General features: G+C 70.7%; 16 protein-coding genes. 2 read left to right on the top strand and 14 right to left on the bottom strand.

Annotation, left to right across the window (positions count from 1 at the left end):
* The first annotated feature begins 194 nt into the window (after positions 1-194).
* Positions 195-1,388, top strand: a complete 1,194-nt coding sequence (locus MVG78_RS01255; RefSeq protein WP_247557545.1) for a M20 aminoacylase family protein — start codon at positions 195-197, stop codon at positions 1,386-1,388.
* A gap of 46 nt (positions 1,389-1,434) precedes the next feature.
* Here MVG78_RS01255 and MVG78_RS01250 read toward each other — a convergent pair whose 3' ends face one another.
* The 8 genes from MVG78_RS01250 to MVG78_RS01215 all read right to left on the bottom strand — a co-directional run bounded on the left by MVG78_RS01250 (position 1,435) and on the right by MVG78_RS01215 (position 7,751).
* Complete coding sequence (locus MVG78_RS01250) at positions 1,435-1,797, bottom strand: DUF423 domain-containing protein (protein WP_247557543.1); 363 nt, start codon at positions 1,795-1,797, stop codon at positions 1,435-1,437.
* A gap of 10 nt (positions 1,798-1,807) precedes the next feature.
* The gene (locus MVG78_RS01245) at positions 1,808-2,293 is read right to left on the bottom strand and encodes a GNAT family N-acetyltransferase (protein ID WP_247557541.1); all 486 of its coding nucleotides are present in this window, start codon (positions 2,291-2,293) and stop codon (positions 1,808-1,810) included.
* The gene (gene tsaB / locus MVG78_RS01240; RefSeq protein WP_247557539.1) at positions 2,293-2,922 is read right to left on the bottom strand and encodes a tRNA (adenosine(37)-N6)-threonylcarbamoyltransferase complex dimerization subunit type 1 TsaB; all 630 of its coding nucleotides are present in this window, start codon (positions 2,920-2,922) and stop codon (positions 2,293-2,295) included. The genes MVG78_RS01245 and tsaB overlap by 1 nt, the downstream gene beginning before the upstream one ends.
* 107 nt (positions 2,923-3,029) lie before the next feature.
* The gene (locus MVG78_RS01235) at positions 3,030-3,830 is read right to left on the bottom strand and encodes an exodeoxyribonuclease III (RefSeq protein ID WP_247557537.1); all 801 of its coding nucleotides are present in this window, start codon (positions 3,828-3,830) and stop codon (positions 3,030-3,032) included.
* Between the two features lie 21 nt (positions 3,831-3,851).
* Positions 3,852-4,535, bottom strand: a complete 684-nt coding sequence (locus MVG78_RS01230; protein WP_247557535.1) for a fumarylacetoacetate hydrolase family protein — start codon at positions 4,533-4,535, stop codon at positions 3,852-3,854.
* A gap of 522 nt (positions 4,536-5,057) precedes the next feature.
* Complete coding sequence (locus MVG78_RS01225) at positions 5,058-5,855, bottom strand: gamma-glutamyl-gamma-aminobutyrate hydrolase family protein (RefSeq protein WP_247557533.1); 798 nt, start codon at positions 5,853-5,855, stop codon at positions 5,058-5,060.
* A gap of 109 nt (positions 5,856-5,964) precedes the next feature.
* Positions 5,965-6,621, bottom strand: a complete 657-nt coding sequence (locus tag MVG78_RS01220) for a LolA family protein (protein ID WP_247557531.1) — start codon at positions 6,619-6,621, stop codon at positions 5,965-5,967.
* Between the two features lie 260 nt (positions 6,622-6,881).
* A complete protein-coding gene (locus tag MVG78_RS01215; RefSeq protein WP_247557529.1) occupies positions 6,882-7,751 on the bottom strand; it encodes an SMP-30/gluconolactonase/LRE family protein in 870 nt (289 codons plus the stop codon).
* Between the two features lie 360 nt (positions 7,752-8,111).
* On the opposite strand from MVG78_RS01215, the gene MVG78_RS01210 reads away from it, so the two are divergent.
* Positions 8,112-9,827 (top strand): DcaP family trimeric outer membrane transporter, encoded by a 1,716-nt coding sequence (locus MVG78_RS01210; RefSeq protein WP_247557527.1) that lies wholly within the window; start codon positions 8,112-8,114, stop codon positions 9,825-9,827.
* 46 nt (positions 9,828-9,873) lie between these two features.
* Here the strand turns inward: MVG78_RS01210 and MVG78_RS01205 are convergent, their stop codons facing one another.
* From MVG78_RS01205 to ppk2, 6 genes are all read right to left on the bottom strand, one after another.
* Positions 9,874-10,491 carry a trimeric intracellular cation channel family protein gene (locus tag MVG78_RS01205; RefSeq protein WP_247557525.1) on the bottom strand — a complete coding sequence of 206 codons (618 nt, stop codon included), beginning with the start codon at positions 10,489-10,491 and terminating at the stop codon, positions 9,874-9,876.
* A gap of 406 nt (positions 10,492-10,897) precedes the next feature.
* Complete coding sequence (gene cysK / locus MVG78_RS01200; RefSeq protein ID WP_247557522.1) at positions 10,898-11,812, bottom strand: cysteine synthase A; 915 nt, start codon at positions 11,810-11,812, stop codon at positions 10,898-10,900.
* A 207-nt stretch (positions 11,813-12,019) separates the two neighbouring features.
* A complete protein-coding gene (locus MVG78_RS01195; RefSeq protein WP_247557519.1) occupies positions 12,020-12,700 on the bottom strand; it encodes a molybdopterin-binding protein in 681 nt (226 codons plus the stop codon).
* Between the two features lie 36 nt (positions 12,701-12,736).
* Positions 12,737-12,943, bottom strand: coding sequence for a TOBE domain-containing protein (locus tag MVG78_RS01190; protein WP_247560243.1), 207 nt, complete (start codon positions 12,941-12,943; stop codon positions 12,737-12,739).
* Between the two features lie 231 nt (positions 12,944-13,174).
* Positions 13,175-14,236 carry a DNA polymerase IV gene (dinB, locus tag MVG78_RS01185; RefSeq protein WP_247560241.1) on the bottom strand — a complete coding sequence of 354 codons (1,062 nt, stop codon included), beginning with the start codon at positions 14,234-14,236 and terminating at the stop codon, positions 13,175-13,177.
* A 275-nt stretch (positions 14,237-14,511) separates the two neighbouring features.
* Positions 14,512-15,429: a polyphosphate kinase 2 gene (ppk2, locus tag MVG78_RS01180; protein ID WP_247557517.1), complete on the bottom strand. Its 918-nt coding sequence runs from the start codon at positions 15,427-15,429 to the stop codon at positions 14,512-14,514.
* Positions 15,430-15,447: the final 18 nt, after the last annotated feature.

The raw sequence follows: 15,447 nt of genomic DNA, 5'->3' as shown, positions 1-15,447 counted from the left end.
CCCAGACCGGCGGCAGCCGCCAGCGTCAACGAAAGCCCGGGGTCTGGGGACCGGCTTCGGTCCCCAGCGGTGAGGGGGGCGGCGGGAGAGGCAGCGCCTCTCCCCCGGGGCTGGACCGGAGAGGACCGCCAACCCTTGCGCGCGGTCCCGTACCGCCGTCTCCTGCCATGCCCCCTCCCGCACGGAATCGCCGCATGAACGACACCCTTCTCGACCGCATCCGCCAGCTCCAGCCCGAGCTGACCGCCATCCGCCGCGACATCCATGCCCATCCCGAGATCGGCATGGACGAGCACCGCACCTCCGCCCTGGTGGCGGCGAAGCTGCGCGGATGGGGGCTGGAGGTCACGGAAGGCGTCGGCCGCTTCGGCGTGGTCGGCACGCTGAAGGGCAGATCCCCTGGCCAGCGCGCCATCGGCCTGCGCGCCGACATGGACGCGCTCTACATCGAGGAACAGACCGGCAAGCCCTATGCCTCCACCAACAAGGGCCTGATGCATGCCTGCGGCCATGACGGCCACACCACCATGCTGCTGGGCGCGGCGAAGTACCTCAGCGAGAACCGCGACTTCGGCGGCACGGTGCAGTTCATCTTCCAGCCCGCCGAGGAGGGCCGCGGCGGCGCCAAGGCCATGCTGGCCGACGGCCTCTTCGACCGCTTCCCCGTCGATGCCGTCTACGGCCTGCACAACGAGCCCGGCCACCCGCTCGGCACCTTCATGACCCGTGTCGGCCCCGCCCTGGCGGCCGGGGATCGCTGGAACGTCACCTTCCGCGGCACCGGCGGCCATGGCGGCGCCACGCCGCACCTCTCCACCGATGTCCTCGTGCTGCAGGCGCAGTTCATCCTGGCCCTGCAGACCATCGTCAGCCGCAACGTCGCGGCGGTGGATTCCGCGGTGATCAGCGTCGGCGCCGTGCAGGGCGGCTCGCCCGGGGCGCTGAACGTCATGCCCGCCGAGGTCACACTCGGCGGCACCTGCCGCTCCTACACCAGGGAGGTGCGGGACACGATGGAACGCCGGATGCGCGAGCTCGCCACCGGCCTCGCCGCCTCCTTCCACTGCACGGCGGAGGTCGATTACAACCGCGGCGGCACCGCCCTGGTGAACCACGCGGAACAGACCGCCATCGCCGTCTCCGCCGCCAGCGCCCTGGTGGGCGCGGGCAAGGTGGACGGCAACACGCCCCCCGTCACCGGCGGCGAGGATTTCGCCGCCATGCTGGAAGCCAGGCCCGGCGCCTTCGTCTTCATGGGCCAGGGCGCGGGCGGCGCGACCTCCGAGGGCCTGCACACCCCGACCTATGACTTCAACGACGACGCCATCCCCTATGGCGTCGGCTACTGGGTCAGCCTCGTCGCCACCGAGATGGGCGCGGCGCCCTGATTCGCCGCCCTGGGGGAGGCGAGCCTTCCCCGGGGACCTGGCTGCCTCAGCGGCGCAGAGCCGCCACGATCAGGCAGGCCCAGCCCAGCATCAGCAGCACGCCCCCGGTCGGCGCCACCGCGCCAAGGGAGCGCCCCAGCACCGCCACCGACCACACCGCCCCGCAGAACATCACCGAGCCCGCCACGAAGCCCAGCCCGGCGAGGTTGAGGAAGAACCCGCCCCGCCGTTCCGCCAGCAGCCCGACGGCCAGCAGCGCCAGGGCGTGCCAGCCCTGCATGGTCAGGGCCTGGGACAGCAGCCGCGCGCGTTCCGGCGCGGCGGCGAAGGGGGCATGGGCCGCCCAGGCCGAAAGCCCCACGGCCAGAAGTCCCGACAGCGCGCCGAGCGCGATCCAGATGCGTGCCATGGCGACAGGGCTAGGCCGATCCCGCCCCATCTGCAAACGGGTCTGCAAACGGGGGCGCCGTCAGCCCCAGCCGCAGCACCAGCGCGTCCGATCCATCCGCGTAGTACCGCTTCCGCCGTCCGACCTCGGCACAGCCCGCCCCGGCATAGAGCGCCCGCGCCGCCGCGTTCCGCTCCGACACTTCCAGGAACAGCGCTTCCGCCCCCCGTGCCGCCGCCGCGACGGCCGCCGCGCCGAGCAGCGCGGCGCCCACACCCTCGCGCCGCCGTTCCGGCCGCACCGCCAGGGTCAGGATCTCGGCCTCCCCCACCACGGCCCGCGCCAGGATGAAGCCGGCCTCGCCCGCCTCGTCCCCGGCCAGGATGCCGAAGGCGTCACGCATTTCCAGCATGCTGCGGATGGCCACCTCGCCCCAGCGCTCATCGGGCGGAAAGGCCGAGCCATGCAGCGCCGCCAGCCGCGCCGCCTCCTCCGCGCCCACATCGCGCAGCCGCATCAACCACGCACCGCCGGAGGTTCCAGATAGAGCGGCTCCGCCTCGCGCGGCGGCAATTCGCCCCGCAGCCGCCGGGTGGCGGCAGCCGCCACGCCTTCCGGCTCCGGCAGCCGCAACGCTGTCAGCAGCGCATCCGCCCCCATCGCCCGCAGTGCCTCCGCCGCCGCTTCCGCCGCATCGCCCGCCAGCAGCACCGGCCCGGCGGGCCGCGGCAATTCCCCGGCGGCGAAGACCGCCGGCGCGGCATCCGGCCGCTCCAGCGCGATCCGCTCGCGCTTGGTGTCCACCGCCACCCACAGGGCCCGCCCGTCCCGCCCGCTGTCCGGCAGGCTGGCGGCGAAGACCTCGCCCAGCGTCACTCCCAGGCAGGGCACGCCCCAACCCAGCGCGAAGCCCCGCGCCAGCGCGATCGCCGCCCGCAGCCCGGTGAAGCCGCCCGGCCCCACCGTCACCGCCACGGCGTCGCAACCCCCGCCGGCCGCCTCCGCCAGGACCTCCCGCGCCAGGGCGGGCAGAACCGAGGCATGGCCGCGCGGCCCGTCCTGCACCCGCCGGGCCAGCACGCGCCCATCCTCGCAGACCAGGGCGGAACAGCGCGCCAGCGCGCCATCGAGGGCCAGGAGCCTCATCGGCGGGCACCGGAGGGAGGGAAGGGGAGGGGCTTTGTCATGACGCCGCCTTATAGGCACTTCCCCCGCCGGAGCCGCAACGCCACGCTTCGTGCCCTCTCAGCCCCTCAGAGATCCAGCTCCACCAGCACCGGCACATGGTCCGAGCACTGCGCCCAGTTCCGCGCCGGCTTCAGCACGGTGTGCGAGCGCAGCTTCCCCGCCAGATCCTGGCTGACCCAGACATGGTCCAGCCGCCGCCCGCGATTCGCCGCCTCCCAGTCGCGCGCGCGATAGGACCACCACGTGTAGAGCTTCTCCTCGGGCGGCACGAAATGCCGCAACGCGTCATGCCAGGCGCCCGCCCGTTGCCAGCCGGCCATCGCCTCGACCTCGACCGGCGTGTGCGACACCACGCCCAGCATCTGCCGGTGCGACCAGACATCGTGTTCCAGCGGCGCGATGTTCAGGTCGCCCACCAGCACGGCCCGCTTCGCCGCCCCGCGCCCGGCGGTCCAGTCCGTGATCTCCCGGATGAAATCCAGCTTGTGCGCGAATTTCGGGTTGGCCTCCCGGTCCGGCACGTCGCCGCCGGCGGGCACGTAGAAATTGTGCAGCTCGACCGCCCCGCCCTCGGCCTCCACATCCACGCCGAGATGCCGGCAATCGTCGCGCGAGCACCAGTTCGGCTCGCCCTCCCGCAGCCGCAGGGGGCGGCGCGACAGCACCGCGACGCCGTTGTACCCCTTCATGCCGCGGATCAGCCGGTGGCCGAAGCCCAGCGCCTCCACCGCCTCATGCGGGAAATGTTCGTCCGGCGACTTCGTCTCCTGCAGGCAGAGCACATCCGGCTCCAGCGCATCGACGAGCTGCCGCAACAGCGGCGCCCGCAGGCGCACGCTGTTGATGTTCCAGGTGACGATCCTCAAGGCCGAATCAGGGCTCTCTGCTCAGGCGATGACCGTGCGCACCGTGCCGACGCCCTCGATCGAGCCCTCCAGCACATCGCCCTTCGCCACCGCCGCCACGCCCTCGGGCGTGCCCGTCATGATCAGGTCGCCGGGGGCGAGTTCCACCAGCCGCGACAGGTTGGCGATGACCTCCGGCACCGACCAGATCATCTGGCCGAGATCGGAGACCTGCCGCGTCTGCCCGTTCACCTTCAGCTCGATGCGCCCGCGCCCGGGGTCGATCCCCTGCGCCGGCACCAGCTCGCCCATCGGCGCGGAATGGTCGAAGCCCTTGCCCATGTCCCAGGGCCGGCCGGTCTTCTTGGCGGCGTTCTGAAGGTCGCGCCGGGTCATATCCAGCCCCGCGCAATAGCCCCAGACATGCGTCAGCGCGTCGCTCTCGGCGATGTCCTTGCCACCCGTGCCGATCGCCACCACCAGTTCCATCTCGTGGTGCAGATCCTTGGTCGCGGGCGGGTAGGGCAGGTCGGCGCCCCCCACCAGCACCGCATCGGCGGGCTTGGTGAAGTAGAAGGGCGGCTCACGATCGGGGTCTGACCCCATCTCCCTTGCATGCTCCGCATAGTTCCGCCCGACGCAGAAGATCCGGCGCACGGGGAAGGACCCGCCGCCCCGAACCGGGAGGCTGGCCTGGGCAGGCGGAGCAATGACGAAATCGGACATCAGTGGGCAGGCTCCTGCGAGAGCGGAGGAACGGAAGATACCAGCTTAGAGCAGATCGCCGGAGGACGGCATCGCCCGGACGCATGAATCTGCGCCCCGAGGACGAGGGGAGCCTTTGCGGCGAAAGCAGGGGAAGCGGGCCTAGTCCCAGGCGCGCCAGAAGCCTCCAACGGCCTGCATCCGGGCATACGGAATTCGCCCGCAGACGCAGGATGCCTTCAGTACCGGGGGAGAGAGTGGCGCCCGGCCAAAGGGGGAGGCCGGGCGCCGTTACTCTGATAACTTCCGATCGGAGTCATGGTCGGGCGAGCCGGTAGGGGGAACCAGCTGCCGCTGGCGCGAGTAGGTGCCAGCGGTCACACTCTAGCCCGTTTCAGGCCATGAATGCAAAAGGAGTTTCTGACTCACGCGTCCTCCGCAGGGCTCGCGTTCCGCCGAGCATCGCATCCATCCCATCCGGCGTTCCCCGCCGCATGACTCTGCGGAGGCCGGAAAGGGGCCTGAAAGGGTCCGGGGGGGCCGTCACTCCGCCGCCAGCAACCGCCCCTGCGACTCACGCTGCCGCCGATAGGCCGCGGCTGCCGCGCCGAAGGCCTCGAAGAGCCGCCGGCTCAGCGCATCCTCCCGCCAGTCATATTCCGGATGCCACTGCACGCCATAGGCAAAACCGGCCGCCTCGCGCACCCGCGCCGCCTCCACCGTGCCGTCCGGTGCCCAGCCCTCCGCCACCAATCCCGGCGCCAGCCGCGCAACGCCCTGATTGTGCAGGGAGTTCACTGGAATGGTGGCGAGCGGCGGTGCCAGCCCCTCCCAGATGCGCGCCAGCCCCGAACCGGGCTCCACCCGCACCGCATGCGCCTTGCCCGTCCGCACCCCGGGCAGCGCCTGGTCTGCCGGAGTCGAATGGTCCATCCGCCCCGGCAGGTCCTGGATGCGCTGGTCCAGCGTGCCGCCCATGGCGACGTTCAGCTCCTGGAAGCCCCGGCAGATCGCCAGCAGCGGCACCCCCCGCGCCAGCGCCTCGCGGATCAGCGGCAGGGTGGTGGAGTCGCGGTGCAGGTCCTCCGGCGTCCCCTCGCAATGCGCCGGCCCGCCATAAAGGTCCGGACAGACATTGGAGCGCGAGCCGGTCAGCAGGATTCCATCCAGATGCGGCAGGATTTCCAGCCCCGCCGTTTCGCCCGAGGCCGGGATCAGCACCGGCGCCCCGCCCACCGGTCCCAGCACGACCTCCGGGTAATGCGCGGAGGCGGCGTGGTTGGGCATGGCGAAGACACCGAAGGCCTTCACGCAGCAGGAGATGCCGATCAGCGGGCGCATGGGGTCTCCTCGACAGGGTCCGGCCGCCAACCCCGGCGGCACGCGGCGTCATCCCGCGATCCTGCCACCGGACGCGCCAGGGAGAACCAAGCAAACGTCATGCCTGCCATCATCGCCGCCGCATCTGCTCCTTCTCCATGAACTGCGGATCGTTGAACTCGAACAGCGACGGATCGAACCGGCCGCCTGTCTCGATCTGCGACAGCGTCACGCGCGTCTCATGCCGCTGCGCGTCCACCACCACCCACTGGCGCAGTTCCATCGGCTGCTCCGCCAGCACCAGCGTCAGCGTCCCCTCGGCCGGGGAGCGGCTGGAATAGAGCGTGATGCGCAGGAAGCCGCCGGAGCGCTCCACCCGCGTCACCGTCACATCCCCCGACAGCTTCAGATCGGCGCGCAGCAGGAAGGCGAGCGGTGTGGCCGAGGTCGGCACCACGGTCGGCTGCCCCAGCTCCCGGTCGAACTGCATGAACTGGCCGTGGCTTGCCACCAGCAGCAACGGCTCGGGTGGGTCGTAGTCGAACCGCATCCGCCCCGGCCGCCAGATCCAGGCCGTGCCCTCCGCGCTCGCCCCGTTCCACGCCACCTGCAGGAAGCGGGCCTTCAGCGTGGTCATGGCGTTGAAATAGGCCTCGACCCGGCGGAGATCCGCCTGATCGCGCGCGGACAAAGCCGCGGCCTGGGCCAGCGCGGGCCGGGCCAGGCCCGGCAGCAGCGGTGTGGCAAGGAGGAAAGGGGCGGAGAGCAGCAGGCGACGTCGCGACATCCTCCGCATGTGGCGGAAGAAGCGCGGCGGAAAAAGGGCCCCGCCATGACGGCGATGCGTCACATGCGGTGGATGCAGGGCTTGAGACGCTGCTCCGGCGTTGCTCTGTCCCCGGGGGGAAGCTCCGCCTTCACTCCCGGACCCCCCATCCGCCAGGACCAACGAAAGCCCGGGGTCCGGGGACCGGTGGAGGCAGCGCCTCCACCGGGGCCGGACACCAGGCATGCGGGATCGGGAAAGGCCGCCCCCCCCCCCCCGCCTCAGTCGGCGAAGAGGCCCACCGGCGTTCCCGCCACGCCGAGTCCCTCGATCTCCAGCAGGCTGCCCTCGACCGGTCCGTCCCCATCCTTGCGCAGGCTGGTGACGTAGAGCGTTCGCAGATCCGGGCCACCGAAGCAGGGCATGGTCGGCGACTTCACCGGCAGGCGGATGCTCCGGTCCAGCGTCCCGTCCGGCAGCCACCGGTTCAGCACCCCGGCCGAAACGCCCGCGGACCAGTAGCCGCCCTCGGCATCCACCGCCGCCCCGTCCGGCCGTCCGGTCTCGTTGGCCACATGCGCGACCTCGCGCGCCGGGCCGACCTGCCCCGTCCGGGGGTCGTAGTCGCTGATCCAGATCCGCGCCTGCCGGCTGTCGGAATGCCACAGCGTCCGCCCGTCCGGGCTCCAGGCCAGGCCGTTGGAGATGGTCAGCCCCTCCCGCAGCGTCTGATGGCTGCCATCGGGGGCGACCGAATACAGCGCCGCCCCTGGTACCTTGTCCGGCGTGTCATCCATCGAGCCCACGAGGAAGCGCCCCTCCGGACTGGTCTTGCCGTCATTCAGCCGGTTGCGGGGATGGTTGGGCTCGACATCGGCCAGCAACTCCAGGCTGCCGCTGTCCGGGTCAAAGACATGCACCCCGTTGCGCAGCGAGACGAGCACCCGCCCCGAGCGGCACAGCCCCATGGAACCGACATCGGACGGCATGCTCCAGCTCTCGATCTTCTGCCGGCGCGGATCGGTGCGGTGGATGGCGGGGCTCTGGATATCGACCCACCAGAGATGCCCCGTCCGCGCGTCCCAGACCGGGCTCTCCCCTGTGGTGGTGGCCGGCGGCACGTCCAGGATACGGATTTTCGGTTCGGTCATGGTGGCGGCCTTCCTGTCCCCTCGTGCCAGGTCAAGATCTCGCGATGTTAACGTGCGAGCTCTCGTAATCCTGCCAGGATGCGCCGGAGACGTGTCGCTGCGAAGGAGTCGCGCTCGTGTTTCCGGTTGCCGTGACATCACGACACCGGAGTTTCAGCCGTCCTGCCGGTTCTTGGGGGAAGCGCGAACGGCAGGTGACCAGAAGTTGCATTCACGATCTTGTGTGCAGTGACGCGTGTTCCGCCCCCGCATGCGGGGGCGTATGCCCATCTCGGTAAGGGGGATCATCAGATGGATGAAAGAACGAACACCGCATCGAAACGCCACGCGTATAGTGAGTATGCTAATTATAACCGCGGCATGACTTCAACTTCACCCGAGCCGGTCCGGACCGGGATCGGAACGTCAACGGCCCGCCATGGCTTCCGCTTCCTGCTGCTGGCCGGTTGCGCCGCCTCCCTGCTTGCTGCTGCCCCGGCCCGCGCCCAGTCGGTCGAGGATCTGAAGGCGCAGCTCAACCTCCTGCAACGCCGTATCGAGCAGTTGGAGCAGGAGCAGCGCCGCGCCGCGCGCCGCGAGACCGAGGCCCGCCAGACCGCCCGCCGCGCTGAGCCCCGTGGCCAGACGCAGGCTCAGGCCCAGCCCCAGGCTCCGCTCGGCGCCGCCACCGCGCCCGGCTCCGTCCAGTCCCAGCAGGCCCAGGGCCTCCCGCAGACCACGAACCAGGCTCCGCCCCAGGTGGCCTCCGCCATTCCTGTCCAGGCGCAGGCTGGCGAGGACCCGCTGGCGCAGTGGCGCGGCTCCTTCCCCGGCTCCTTCCGGATTCCGGGCACCGATACCTCGGTCCGCCTCTACGGCTTCGCCAAGCTGAACATGTCCGGCGACTTCGGGCCGCGGAATCGCTCCGACACCACGACCGGCTCCTCCATCCCGCTGTCCCACGGTGCCAACGGCGCCCGCTCGGATGGCGACTTCCAGGCCAGCGCCCGCCGCTCGCGCATCGGCATCGAGACGCGCACGCCCTTCAGCGAGGCCTTCGGCGAGATCCGCACCCAGATCGAGGTGGACTTCGCGGGTCAGAACACCGACCTAACCACCCAGGCCACCAGCAACGCCTATACGCCGCGCCTGCGTCAGGCTTTCGCCGAGTTCGGCCAATTCCAGCCCGGCGGCTGGGGCACCGTGCTGGTCGGCCAGTCCAACTCGCTCTTCTCCGAAAGCTCGCTGCTGCCGCTGCAATGGCTGAACGACTGGACGGCGGTCGGCGTCGGCAGCATCCGCCAGGCCCAGCTCCGCTACACCCACCGCTTCACCAGCGGCTTCAACATCTCGGCCGCGGTCGAGAACAGCTACAGCGACGTCACCGCCACCTCCGGCACCAGCTATCCCGACAGCAATGGCGGCGCCGGCTTCGGCATGAGCCATGTGCCCGACTTCACGGTGCAGGCCCTCTACCAGGGCGACTGGGGCTTCGCCGCCCTGCGCGGCGTGCTGCGCGAGGTCCGGATCAGCAACAACGGCGCCACCATCCCGTCGCAGCGCTACAGCGACAGTGATGTCGGCTTCGGTGTCGGTGCCACCGGCGCCGTCAACCTGCTGAACAAGCGCCTGGTCCTCGCTGGCAGCGTGAACTATGGCAAGGGCCTCGGCCGCTACCTCGACGGTTCCTCCGCCGGCTTCAGCGCCGTGACGAATTACGGCCTCACCGACGCCCAGGGCGGCGGCACCGAGATCGACATGGTCGAGGTCATGGGCGGGCTGGTCGGCGCCCAGTACAAGTGGACGGACTCGATCCGCTCCAATGTCAGCCTGCATGGGGTGCGCCTGAACTACCCGAGCTATGTCCGCAACTTCTCGGGCTGCGTCGGCACCACCGCCACCTCGAGCGCGGTCTGCGACGGCATCAACCGCGATATCTGGGCCACGGTGGTGAACCTGATCTGGAGCCCGGTGAAGCCGATCGACCTGGGCATCGAATACACCCATGTCGAGCGCACCCTGCAGGCGCAGGACATCTACGGTGCCAAGGGTGGCAAGGCCGACCGCATCCAGGCCTCCGCCATCGTCCGCTTCTGACCAGGGCCCGCCCCGCATCGCCGCGGGGCGGGTTCCACCGCCCGTCTCAGTGCAGTTCCTGCGTGTAGATGAAGCGCGGCATGTTCCAGTTGTAGCGCAGCGCCAGCAGCCGCAGCGCGAGGCCGAAGCCCATGGCGGCGAAGAGCACCGCATCATGCGGCAGCCCCATCGCCATCCCGCCGATATAGGCCCCGCCGGTCAGCACGGAGACGCTGGCATAGAGCTCGCTGCGGAACAGCAGCGGCACGTCGTTGCAAAGCACGTCGCGCAGCACGCCGCCGACACAGCCGGTGATCATGCCGGACACGATCGCCACCGGCACGGACAGCCCCATCGCCATCGCGATGTTGCAGCCGATCACGGTGAAGACCACCAGCCCGACCGCATCCAGCAGCAGGAAGAGCCGCCGCAGCGGGTACATGAACCGCGCGAGCGGAATGGTCGCCATCGCCGCCACCGCGGTGACGCCGAGCAGCGCCGGATTCTCCACCCAGGACAGCGGATGCCGCCCCAGCAGCACGTCGCGGCACGACCCGCCGCCCAGCGCCGTCACCGAGCCCAGCAGGCAGACCCCCACCCAGTCCATGCGCCGCCGCCCGGCCGCCAGGGCGGCGGTCATCGCTTCCGCGACAATGGCGACGAGGTAGAGGACATGCAGCAGCATCTCGGCCTTCCTGGCAGCGTTCCGGCCTCCCTCATGGCCCATCCAGCCACACCTCGCCACTTCCGCTTCGTGGCGGCCCGCCGTGGGAGAGGCGCCGCCTCTCCCACACCCTCTCCGCCGGGGACCGAAGCCGGTCCCCGGACCCCGGGCTTTCGTGGGTGCTGGTGGTGGCCGTCAGTCTGACACCCGATCCCTGGGAACAGGTGGATCAGTGGGGTGCCCGAAAAGAAAACACCTTGTTCGCGCGGGCGGTGCCCGCAGTCGCCGGAGAGCAGGGCTCTCCGGCGTGATCCGGCCGACAGCAAGCGCCAACGAACCGGGTCCAGGGCCCGCAGGGTCCTGGCGGATAGGGGGGCCGGGGGAAAGGCGGAGCCTTGCCCCCGGGGACAGCGCAACGCGGGACGGTTCAGCCCGGCAGGAACTCCGGCACCGACAGGTAGCGTTCGCCGGTGTCGTAGTTGAAGCCCAGCACGCGCGACCCTGCCGGCAGTTCCTTCAGCTTGCTGGCGATCGCCGCCAGTGTGGCGCCGGAGGAGATCCCCACCAGCAGCCCTTCCACGCTGGCCGAGCGCCGCGCGTAGTCCTTCGCCTCATCCGCCGAGACCTGGATCACCCCATCCAGCAGATCGGTGTGCAGGTTCTTCGGCACGAAGCCCGCGCCGATGCCCTGGATCGGATGCGGGGCCGGCGAGCCGCCCGAAATGACCGGCGAGGCCGAAGGCTCCACCGCGAACACCTTCAGCCCCGGCCATTCCTTCTTCAGCACCTGGGCGCAGCCGGTGATATGCCCGCCCGTGCCCACGCCGGTGATCAGCACGTCCAGGCCCTCCGGGAAATCCGCCAGGATCTCCCGCGCCGTGGTGCGCACATGCACGTCGATATTCGCCGGGTTCTCGAACTGCTGCGGCATCCAGGCGCCGGGCGTCTGCGCCACCAGCTCCTCGGCCCGCGCGATCGCGCCCTTCATGCCCTTCTCGCGCGGTGTCAGGTCGAAGCTCGCGCCATAGGCCTGCATCAGCCGCCGCCGCTCCACCGACATGGATTCCGGCATCACGAGGATCAGCTTGTAGCCCTTCACCGCCGCGACCATGGCCAGCCCGATGCCGGTATTGCCGGAGGTCGGCTCGATGATCACCCCGCCCGGCTTCAGCCTGCCCTCGGCCTCGGCGGCCTCGACCATGGACAGCGCGATACGGTCCTTGATCGACCCGCCCGGATTGCTGCGTTCCGACTTCACCCAGACCTCGGCCTGCGGAAACAGCCGCGCGAGGCGGATATGCGGCGTGTTGCCGATGGTCTGCAGCACATTCTCGGCCTTCATGGGCCCTTCTCCTCGGCTTTCCGGCCCCGTGATGCGCATCCGGTGGCATCCCGGGGCGGGGGTGGCGAAACGGCCTGGGCTCTTCCCGGGCCTGCTCCAGCACCCTGGTCTGGCGTCGTGTCCGATCATGGCGGGGGCGAGCGGGAATTCAACCGGAACAACGGGCGGCCATCGCGAAATTCTCCATCCCACCACCCCTTGCTCTCCTCAGTGCCGGCCGATACCCCCGTGCGGGGCCCCAGGTGGCCCATCCCCGGGTTCCAGGATCTCTAGCCGTGCCAGGTCGCGCACGCTGCGCCCACCCCGCACCTCGCCCGGCACGGCGAGGCGCAGGGCCACCGGGTCCAGTGCCCGCCCATCCATCCGCAGCGCCAGCAGCACCGGCCGCCCCGCGAAATCCGGTGCGATCTCGCCCAGCGCCAGCACGGCCACATAGCCGTCGCGCCCGGTGGCCAGGACCACCCGCCGCACCTGCTCGCGCGGCTGCGCCGGGTTCACCGCGCCTGCCTCCGCCAGCACCGACCAGAGCGAAGGCCCTTCCAGCACCACCGGTGCCGGGGGAGGGGCGTTCGCGGCGGAAGCATGACCTGGCAGTTCCACCCGCAGCTGCGGCAGCCGCGCCAGCGCCTCCGGCGTCAGCAGCCGCATCGCCCCACCCCTTGGCCCGACCAGTACGCCCCCTGGTATGCCCCCTGATATGCCCCCTGGCACGCCCTCCGGCGGAACGGTGGCGGGGGCGGCCGCCGTTCCGGCCTGGGCCTGGATCACCGAGCCCATGGCGCCCTGGGGCCGGGCCTGCGCCGGGCGCGTCACCGTCTCCCCGGCCATCGCCAGGCCCGCCGGCACGGCAAAGGCCAGAGCCAGGGCCCCGAACAGAATCCGGACCATCCCGGGGCCCGGCCCCCGGCCCACGCCGCGCATCGCCTACTTCCCGACCATCACGTCAGAGGCCTTGATCACCGCCACGGCCTCGTCGCCCACGGCCAGCGCGAGGTCGTCGATGGCCGCGTTGGTGATGGAGGCGGTGATCACCACGCCACCGCCGATATCGATCCGCACATGCCCGGTGGTCTGGCCCTTCTCGACCGACACCACCTTGCCCTTGATCTGGTTCCTGGCGCTCAGCTTGATCATCCGGACATCCTCTTTCGCCCGGCCCGGAAGGGGGCGGGCCGACGCGCCATGCTGGAACGGATATAACGTTCTGCCCACCGCCCCGCGCGTGACATTCGCGTGCCTTCGCCTCCGGAGTGGGTGAACCGGGTGGCGAACCGGGGTAGGCAAGAGGCGGCCGGAAGGCGCGGCCCCTCCGCGGCGGCCCCGGCGCTGGCGCGGATGTCCCAAAGGAATGGGTCGCCGGCCCTACAGCAGCGCCATCTGCACCGGCCTGTCCCCGGCCTCCGTCTCCGCCCCCTCCAGCCCCGAAAGCGTCACCCCCAGCAGCCGGATTCCCCGCTCCGGCGGCAACAGCCCGCGCAGCAGCCCCAGCGAGCTCTCCTCCAGCGCCGCGAGTTCCGGCACCGCCCGTGCGAAGCTCTGGCTGCGCGTCACCTGGCGGAAGTCGCTGAACTTCGCCTTCAGCGTCACCGTCCGTCCGCGCGTGCCGTGGCGTGCGCAGTGTTCCCACACCTTCGCCGCCAGCACCCGCAGCGCCGCCGCCAACTCCGCCTCCGCATGCAGGTCGCGCGCGAAGGTCGTCTCCGCCCCCACCGATTTCCGGGGCCGGTCCGCCCGCACCGGCCGCTCATCCTCGGCCCGGCTGATCGCGTGGTAATAGGCCCCGGCCTTGCCGAAATGCGCCTGCAGGAATTCGAGGCTCTGCGCCCGCAGGTCGCGCCCGGTCTGGATGCCCATCCCTTCCATCCGCGCCGCCGTCTTCGGCCCGATGCCATGGAAGCGCCCCACCGGCAGGTCCTCGACGAAGCCCGGCCCCATGCGCGGCGTGATGACGAAGAGCCCGTCCGGCTTGCGTTGGTCGGAAGCGAGCTTGGCCAGGAACTTGTTGTAGGACACCCCCGCCGAGGCGGTGAGCCCGGTCCGTGCCCGGATCTCCGCCCGGATGCGCTCCGCGATCTCGGTCGCCGAGCCGATGCCCCGCAGCTTTCCTTCCTGGAGGCTTTCGGTCACGTCCAGATAGGCCTCGTCCAGCGACAGCGGCTCGATCACCGGCGTGTATTCCGCGAAGACCGCCCGGATCTCCTGCGACACCGCCCGGTACACCTCGAAGCGCGGCTTCACGAAGACCAGTTCCGGGCATTTCCGCCGCGCCACCACCGAGGGCATGGCCGAGCGCACGCCGAAGCGCCGCGCCTCATAGCTCGCCGCCGCCACCACGCCCCGTTCCCGCGCGCCGCCCACCGCCACCGGCAACCCGCGCAGCGCGGGATCGTCCCGCTGCTCCACCGAGGCATAGAAGGCGTCCATGTCGATATGGATGATCTTGCGCACCACCGCCCGGCCGGCCGGCCCACCGCCACGGCTGTCCCCGGCTCCGGCCCTGGCGCTTTCCCCCCGGGCCGCTTCCGCCTCCGCCATCTCCGGCACGATGTCCGGCACCGCGCTCCTCCACCCGCCCATCCCCGCCACGCCGGCAGAAAGGGTGGCGGCACGAACAATCCGGGAACGAGCATAGGCCAGCGACCGGGCCGCCGCCAACCGCAACCGTCCCGGCCGGCGGCGGAAGGCCCCGGCCCGTGCCCTCAGTAGCGTTCCGGCACGTAGAGTTCCGGCGGCAGGGTCCGGCGCTCGTAGTTCGGGTCGAAGACGCGCTCGGGCAGCGCCACCGGCTCCTGCGGCACTTCCTCATAGGGAATCAGGGAGAGCAGATGCGCGATGACGTTCAGCCGCGCGCGCTTCTTGTCGTTGCCCTCTACGATGTACCAGGGCGCCTCGGGGATGCTCGTGCGCTCGAACATCTCCTCCTTCGCCTTGGTGTACTGCTCCCACCGCACCCGCGACTGCAGGTCCATGGGCGAGAGCTTCCACTGCTTGATCGGGTCGTGGATGCGCATGAGGAAGCGGAGCTGCTGTTCCTCGTCGGTGATGGAGAACCAGTACTTCACCAGGATGATGCCGGACCGGACGAGCATCCGCTCGAACTCCGGCACGTCGCGGAAGAAGTCCTCGACCTGCGCCTCGCTGGCGAAGCCCATCACGCGCTCGACACCGGCCCGGTTGTACCAGCTCCGGTCGAACAGCACGATCTCGCCCGCCGCGGGCAGATGCGCGACATAGCGCTGGAAGTACCACTGCGTCCGCTCGCGGTCCGATGGCGCGGGCAGGGCGACGACGCGGCAGATGCGCGGGTTGACGCGCTGGGTGATGCGCTTGATGGCGCCTCCCTTGCCGGCGCTGTCGCGCCCCTCGAACAGCACGACGACCTTCAGCCCGTTCCGCGTGACCCAGTCCTGGAGCTTCACCAGCTCGCCCTGCAGCCGCAGCAGCTCCCGGAAATAGAGCGGCCGGTCGATCGTTCCCTTCTTCCGCTCGCGCCGGATCTGCCGCAGCGCCTCGGGGAGCCGGTCGTCGTCGAGCTCCATCTCGAACTCTTCGTCCATGTCGTCCTGCATCTCCAGCCGCAGCCAGGATTGCTGCCGCTCCTCGTCCTGCCCCTTCATTCCGCCGCCCTGGTGATG

Source organism: Roseomonas gilardii subsp. gilardii (assembly GCF_023078375.1).
GTDB classification, from domain to species: Bacteria; Pseudomonadota; Alphaproteobacteria; order Acetobacterales; family Acetobacteraceae; genus Roseomonas; species Roseomonas gilardii.
Note: the sequence above shows the minus strand (reverse complement) of the source record. Positions and strands in the feature narration are given on the sequence as shown.

Excerpts from the sequence above, each read along its gene's own strand:
- MVG78_RS01255 (WP_247557545.1), top strand. The coding sequence starts at position 195 with ATGAACGACACCCTTCTCGACCGCATCCGCCAGCTCCAGCCCGAGCTG.
- MVG78_RS01250 (WP_247557543.1), bottom strand. The coding sequence starts at position 1,797 with ATGGCACGCATCTGGATCGCGCTCGGCGCGCTGTCGGGACTTCTGGCC.
- MVG78_RS01245 (WP_247557541.1), bottom strand. The coding sequence starts at position 2,293 with ATGCGGCTGCGCGATGTGGGCGCGGAGGAGGCGGCGCGGCTGGCGGCG.
- tsaB (WP_247557539.1), bottom strand. The coding sequence starts at position 2,922 with ATGAGGCTCCTGGCCCTCGATGGCGCGCTGGCGCGCTGTTCCGCCCTG.
- MVG78_RS01230 (WP_247557535.1), bottom strand. The coding sequence starts at position 4,535 with ATGTCCGATTTCGTCATTGCTCCGCCTGCCCAGGCCAGCCTCCCGGTT.
- MVG78_RS01225 (WP_247557533.1), bottom strand. The coding sequence starts at position 5,855 with ATGCGCCCGCTGATCGGCATCTCCTGCTGCGTGAAGGCCTTCGGTGTC.
- MVG78_RS01220 (WP_247557531.1), bottom strand. The coding sequence starts at position 6,621 with ATGTCGCGACGTCGCCTGCTGCTCTCCGCCCCTTTCCTCCTTGCCACA.
- MVG78_RS01215 (WP_247557529.1), bottom strand. The coding sequence starts at position 7,751 with ATGACCGAACCGAAAATCCGTATCCTGGACGTGCCGCCGGCCACCACC.
- MVG78_RS01210 (WP_247557527.1), top strand. The coding sequence starts at position 8,112 with ATGACTTCAACTTCACCCGAGCCGGTCCGGACCGGGATCGGAACGTCA.
- MVG78_RS01205 (WP_247557525.1), bottom strand. The coding sequence starts at position 10,491 with ATGCTGCTGCATGTCCTCTACCTCGTCGCCATTGTCGCGGAAGCGATG.
- cysK (WP_247557522.1), bottom strand. The coding sequence starts at position 11,812 with ATGAAGGCCGAGAATGTGCTGCAGACCATCGGCAACACGCCGCATATC.
- MVG78_RS01195 (WP_247557519.1), bottom strand. The coding sequence starts at position 12,700 with ATGGTCCGGATTCTGTTCGGGGCCCTGGCTCTGGCCTTTGCCGTGCCG.
- dinB (WP_247560241.1), bottom strand. The coding sequence starts at position 14,236 with ATGGACGCCTTCTATGCCTCGGTGGAGCAGCGGGACGATCCCGCGCTG.
- ppk2 (WP_247557517.1), bottom strand. The coding sequence starts at position 15,429 with ATGAAGGGGCAGGACGAGGAGCGGCAGCAATCCTGGCTGCGGCTGGAG.